The organism is Ramlibacter sp. (genome assembly GCF_013697775.1).
Lineage (GTDB): Bacteria > Pseudomonadota > Gammaproteobacteria > Burkholderiales > Burkholderiaceae_C > Ramlibacter.
On sequence record NZ_JACCWG010000249.1, the window covers coordinates 1 to 5,839 of the forward strand.

At 67.8% G+C, this 5,839-nt stretch carries 5 protein-coding genes and 1 pseudogene; 4 read left to right on the forward strand and 2 right to left on the reverse strand.

All coding sequences use genetic code 11. The annotated features are described in order from the left end of the window. Positions 1 to 58 precede the first annotated feature (58 nt). Both H0U68_RS12280 and H0U68_RS12285 read right to left on the reverse strand, forming a co-directional pair. Complete coding sequence (locus tag H0U68_RS12280) at positions 59 to 1,183, reverse strand: alkene reductase (RefSeq protein WP_296355949.1); 1,125 nt, start codon at positions 1,181 to 1,183, stop codon at positions 59 to 61. A gap of 13 nt (positions 1,184 to 1,196) precedes the next feature. Continuing rightward, positions 1,197 to 1,796 (reverse strand): ATP-dependent Clp protease proteolytic subunit, encoded by a 600-nt coding sequence (locus H0U68_RS12285; RefSeq protein ID WP_296355951.1) that lies wholly within the window; start codon positions 1,794 to 1,796, stop codon positions 1,197 to 1,199. Positions 1,797 to 2,078: 282 nt separating this feature from the next. On the opposite strand from H0U68_RS12285, the gene H0U68_RS12290 reads away from it, so the two are divergent. The 4 genes and pseudogenes from H0U68_RS12290 to H0U68_RS12305 all read left to right on the forward strand — a co-directional run. Next, a complete protein-coding gene (locus tag H0U68_RS12290; protein ID WP_296355953.1) occupies positions 2,079 to 2,960 on the forward strand; it encodes a transglutaminase family protein in 882 nt (293 codons plus the stop codon). A 70-nt stretch (positions 2,961 to 3,030) separates the two neighbouring features. After that, on the forward strand, positions 3,031 to 4,029 hold the full coding sequence (locus H0U68_RS12295; protein WP_296355954.1) for an acyltransferase: 999 nt from the start codon (positions 3,031 to 3,033) through the stop codon (positions 4,027 to 4,029). A gap of 54 nt (positions 4,030 to 4,083) precedes the next feature. Beyond that, a complete protein-coding gene (locus tag H0U68_RS12300; protein WP_296355956.1) occupies positions 4,084 to 4,953 on the forward strand; it encodes a hypothetical protein in 870 nt (289 codons plus the stop codon). Between the two features lie 11 nt (positions 4,954 to 4,964). Then, a pseudogene (locus H0U68_RS12305) lies at positions 4,965 to 5,081 on the forward strand (aldo/keto reductase); the annotation flags it as partial. Positions 5,082 to 5,839 lie beyond the last annotated feature (758 nt).

Below are 5,839 nucleotides of genomic sequence, written 5' to 3' on the forward strand. Positions count from 1 at the left end.
GACCCTCACCCCTGCCCTCTCCCGCTTGCGGGAGAGGGAGGAGAAGGAGACAACCTGGTCAGGCAGCCGCTTGGCTTTGCGCCAGCGGCGGATAGTCGGTGTAGCCCTTGGCGCCGCCGCCGTAGAAGGTGGCCTTGTCGGGCGCGTTCAGCGGCGCGTCGCGGCGCAGGCGCTCCACCAGGTCGGGGTTGGCCAGGTAGGGGCGGCCGAACGCCACCAGGTCGGCGCCTTTGGCCAGGGCCTGCTCGGCCATCTCGCGGCTGTCGTAGCCGTTGTTGACCATCCACACGCCCTTGCCGCCGGCGTCGCGGTAGGCCTTGCGCATCGCGGCATAGTCGAACGGCCGGTCGTCCAGCTCGCGCGGACCGCCGGTGGCGCCTTCCACTACGTGGATGTAGGCCAGGTTCAGCTGCGCCAGTTCGCGCATGAGGTAGTCGAACAGCGGCTGCGGCGCCTCGTCGTTCACGTCGTTGGCCGGGGTCACCGGAGACAGGCGGATGCCCACGCGCTGGCCACCCACTTCCTCGGCCACGGCGCGCGTGACTTCCAGCATCAGCCGGGCGCGGTTCTCGATGGAGCCGCCGTAGTCGTCGGTGCGCTTGTTGGCGCCGGTCTTCATGAACTGGTCCAGCAGGTAGCCGTTGGCGCCGTGAACTTCCACGCCGTCGAAGCCGGCGGTGCTGACCGCATGCCGCGCCGCATGGCGAAAGTCGTGCACGATGCCCGGCAGCTCCCCGGCGTCCAGCGCGCGCGGCTCCGAGGTGGCGGCGAAGCTGCCGACGCCGTCCTTGATCAGGTAGGTCTTGGTCTTGGCCACGATGGCCGAGGGCGCCACCGGCTTGGCGCCGCCGGGCTGCAGGTCGACGTGCGAGACACGGCCCACGTGCCACAGCTGGGTGACGATGCGCCCGCCCTTGGCATGCACCGCGTCGGTCACCTTCTTCCAGCCGTCGAGCTGATCTTCGCTGTAGAGGCCGGGCACGTCGGCATAGCCCTGCGCCGTCGGGCTGATCGCGGTGGCCTCGGTGATCAGCAGGCCGCCGCCAGCGCGCTGGCTGTAGTACTCGGCCGCGAGTGGCTGGGGAACGGCCTCGGGCGAGCGGTTGCGCGTGAGCGGCGCCATTACCACCCGGTTGGGCAGCTGCCAGGCACCGACCTGGATGGGATCGAACAGGGTGGTCATTGTCGTGCTCCCTTCAGCGCGGCAGGTCGGTCTTGTTGTTGACGATGCGCGACACCAGGCCGTAGGCGATGGCTTCTTCAGCCGACAGCCAGAGGTCGCGCTCGATGTCGTTCATCACCGTGTCCAGCGGCTTGCCGGTTTCGCGCGAGATGGTGCGGGCGATGCGTTCGCGCGCCTTGATGATCTCCTGCGCGTGGATCGCGATGTCGCTGGCCGGGCCGCCCGCGCCGCCGCTCGGCTGGTGGATCAGGAAGCGGGTGTTGGGCGTGCAGAAGCGGCGCTCTTTCGGCACCGACAGGTACAGGTGCGTGGCGGCGCTGCCGACCCAGCCGGTGCCCACCATGTTCACCGGCGCGCTGATGAAGCGGATCATGTCGTGGATGGCGTCGCCCGACTCCAGGTGGCCGCCCGGCGAGCTCACCAGCACGGTGATGGGCGCGCTGCCGTCGGTGTCCAGCGCAATGAGGCGGCGCGTGATGTCCGCGGCGGCTTTGTCGTTGATGTTGCCGAAGATCATCAGCGTGCGTGACTTGAACGCCTTTTCTTCGAGGAAGTTGGTCCGCGGCTCTGCCGTTTCAGCCTGGGGTGCCGCGTGTTCTTCGGGGGTGTCCATGAAAGCTCCTGTGGTGGGACTGCCGCCGCGCAAGGCGGTGGCCGGTGGAAACGAGTCTACGGCAAGGCCGCAAAACCTTGCCTCCACAATGGCGCCATGGCGCGCGTTCTCAAGTGGGCGGCCGGTCTTGCCGGCGGGGTGGTCGCCTGCTCATCGGTGCGGCGATGGCTCTTCGCCATGCAACCGCGGAGCAAAGACGCGTCCTACAGCCGGGCGGGGCGCGGACCGATTCTCGGCCGTACGGCGCATCCCTAGCATGGCCCGACAAGGAGCCTGCGTCCCATGCATCTGTCCACCGTCGAAACCGTCCTGGAGTACGAGGTCCTCGCGCCCACGCACTTCTGCTTCAACCTGGAGGCCGCCAACTGGCCGACCCAGAACATCCTGAGCGAGCGCCTGGCGCTGTCCTCGGGCGTGTCGCCGCGCCACTTCACCGACGCGCGCAGCGGCAACCGGTTTTTCCGCTTCGACGCCATGCCCGGCCCGCTGCTTGTGGACTACAAGGCCGAAGTCGAGGTGCACACCGAGCTGCCCGACCCGGCGCTGCCGGAAGTGCCCGTGAGCCGGGTGCCCGACGACATCTTTCGCTACCTGCTGCCCACGCGCTACTGCGAGTCCGACGTGCTGTGCACCGCGGCGCAGAAGATGTTCGGCCAGCTGCCGCCCGGCATCGAGCGGGTGCGCAAGATCGTCGACTGGGTGCACGACGAGATCACCTACCGGCCGGGCAGCACCAACTCCACCACCACCGCGCAGGAGGTGTTCGTGCAGCGCGCCGGCGTCTGCCGCGACTTCGCGCACTTGGGCATCACCCTGTGCCGCGCGCTGAACATCCCGGCGCGCATCGTGGTCGGCTACGTCTGGTTCGACGAGCCGCCGCAGGACTTCCACGCCGTGTTCGAAGCCTGGCTGGGCGACCGCTGGGTGCTGTTCGACCCGACCGGCATGGCGCCGGTGGACCGGCTGGTGCGCATTGGCACCGGGCGCGATGCCAAGGACGTGGCCTTCGCCACCATGTTCGGCAGCGTGGAGATGAAGCGCAAGAGCGTCGACGTGCTGGAGCACGATCCGCGGCCGCGTCACATCGAGGAATCGGCGCCGCAGCTGGCGCGCGAAGAGGAGCGCGAGCAGGCGCAGCTCGACTCGGCCAAGGCCGTGGCCTGAGCGCCGCGCCGCGCGCGGCTTGACGCGGCCCGGCCACGCGGCGATAACCGCGTCTGGCCGAATGCTGCGCATGACGACAACGACGAACGACAAGACGGAACTCACCAACCTGCAGGTGCTGCGTGCGGCAGCCGCCCTGATGGTGGTGCTGTTCCACGCCATGGGCACCGGCCGCGCCTACGGATTCCCGGTGCGCGGGCTCGGCTTCCTGGAAGGCTGGGGCGGCCACGGCGTGGACCTGTTTTTCGTCATTTCCGGCTTCATCATGGTCTACATCCAGGCGCGGGCGGCGCGCACGCCGGCGCGCTTCCTCGCCAACCGCGTGCGGCGCATCGTGCCGCTGTACTGGGTGCTGACCCTGCTGGCGGTGGCGGCCAGCGTGGCGCTGCCGGCCCGGATGGTGAACCACGGCCCGGCCGATCCCGGCGCAATCGCCGCGTCGCTGGCCTTCCTCTCGCAGCCCCTTTACGGCGCGATGCCGGTGCTGTACCTGGGTTGGTCGCTGGAATTCGAAATGCTGTTCTACGTGGTGTTCGCCGCGTGCATCGCGCTGCCGTCGCTCAATGCGGCGGTGCTGGCGGCCTGCGGCATGGTCACCGCCTGGGCGGTGATCGGTAACAACATGCTGCCGCTAGAATTCGCGCTGGGCATGGTGGCTGGCTGGCTGGTGGTGAACCGTCGCATCGCCGTGCCGGTCGGCGGGCTGATGCTGGCGATGGGCGCCGCGCTGCTGTTGGCAACCCTCGCGTTCAAGGATGCGCCGTTGAACAGCGCATTGGTGTACGGCCTTCCGTCAGTGCTGCTGGTGGCCGGCTGCTCGGTGCTGCGGCAGGTGTCGCGCGGCGTGTGGACGCGCATCGGCGACGCCTCGTACAGCATCTACCTTGCGCAGTTCTTCAGCGTGCCGGCCTTCTACAAGCTGGCGCGCGCCCTGGGGTTGCCTGCCGACCTGGGCGACCTGCTGGTCGGGGCGTGTGCCGTGGCGACGGCGATGGCAGGTTGGGGGGTGTACTTGGCAGTCGAGCGGCCGTTGGTGCTGAGGCCGCGGCGGCTCGCGCACGGCGGCTGATGTGCGGTCGCGTGGGGGCTTGACGAGCACGAATCACCAGGGCTCCAATGCGGCATGCAATTCGGATACATCTCGTCGCATATAGTGGAGCGCCTGCGCGCCAGGGGCTGGCTGGACACATTGCGGTATGCAGTGGGGCGTTTCCAAACGGTTCGTCGCGTGCGCCGCCAGTTCAAGCGCATGACGTTGCTCGTGACGGCGCGGAGCCTCACGCGGGCCGTCCAGCAGCCGGTACACGTGGAGCCGTTTGATCCAAGGCACGCTCTTCGTGCCCTCGATGCCGAGAGCGTGTTCACCGGTCTAAAGCTGCAGCCAGCGTCCCTCGCGGCTTTGCGTGGCGCTGCAGCCGCATCCACCCGCCGCGCGCACCATGGAAACCGCGCCGAGTTGACGGCCGATGAGCTGCTCCGCAACGCCGAGGCGCCGGAGCCTATGCTGATGGTGGACTACGTATCGCCAGCGCTGCAGGCGCTGGCACTGGAGGTCGCGCGCGATCCGTTGCTACTCGCAACCGTCTCGCGATTTCTCGGCGGACCGCCCGCGCGTATCGAAACCCGCATTAACGAAAGCTTGGTCGTGCGTGCCGATACAGCTTATCGCGAGAGCCGCTTCCAGACGGTGATGTTCCACTATGACGTGCACGACTTCGGCTTTGCCTACGTCTTCTTCTATCTCACCGACACTGATGCAGATACTGGCGCTCACGAGCTGATGCGCGGCACGCACAAGGGCAAGTGGCTGAGGCATTTGCTGCAGAGCGCGCGGCAAGAGGACGTGGAAATTTACAACTGCTATGGGCGGGATCGGGCGATGGTGATCGAAGGGCCGGCAGGTTCGGGCTTCCTGGAGGACACATCCTGCTTCCACCGTGCCTTGGTGCCGCGTACCGGCAACCGGCTCGCCCTGCAAATCCGATACGCATGAACCGCGTTGTCATGGGCTCTGCGACGCTTGGCTCTCGTGTGTCGCAGGCGCAGGCAAAAGAGGTGCTGCGCGCCGCCTGCGATGCCGGCTTGCGTCGCTTCGACACGGCGCCCTACTATGGAGCCGGCTTTGCCGCACACTTGCTTGAATCGCTGACAGGCGAGGGCATCCGCGTGTCGACCAAGTTTGGTAGCTGCCCCGAGCCACTCGCGCGCTTTCTGTTCAAGCGTGTACTGCGCAGCACGGGGCCGCTGGATGCGTGGCGGGGGATGCCACCGCTCAGGTCCAGTCGCGGCCGCAACACGGCCGCATGGTGGGAGCTGCACCAGCAGCGCCGCGGCATCATGCAAGCCGTGCGGGCGCTTGTGCCGCATACGCCGGAGCACCTGTTCCTGCATGCGCCGCCACTGGTGCTGCCGCCCGCGACGCTGGACGCCCTGAGTGCCCAGGCGCGCATCCACGGCTGCCGGCTCGGGCTGTGCTCGCCACGCCGGGAAGAGATTGAAACATGGCTGGACCGCGGCTCGGTGCTGGGCTGCATCCAGTTGCACTTGGACGACCTGCTTGCCGTATCCGAGGCGGTGCGGCAGCGCCTGCTGCGACGGGAACTCTGGGTGCATGGCGTGTACTCGCCGGGCCTGCACAGTGCACTGATGCCGTTGCGCGAGCGTGAAGCTGCGCTCATCGACTTGGCGCGCGGCGCGCCAGAGTTGTGCTGCGTGGCCGGCGCGACATCGCAGGGAACTGTAGCCCGCCTTGCTGATCTAGTGTGGTGCGCGCCTCTGTTCTGTACTTATCGTGAGATCGCAGCCAATGCAGCCTTGGCTCTGGTGACCTTGGCCAGGATGTCCGAAGCACTGGCTGTCCAGATGAATGGTTTGGGGTT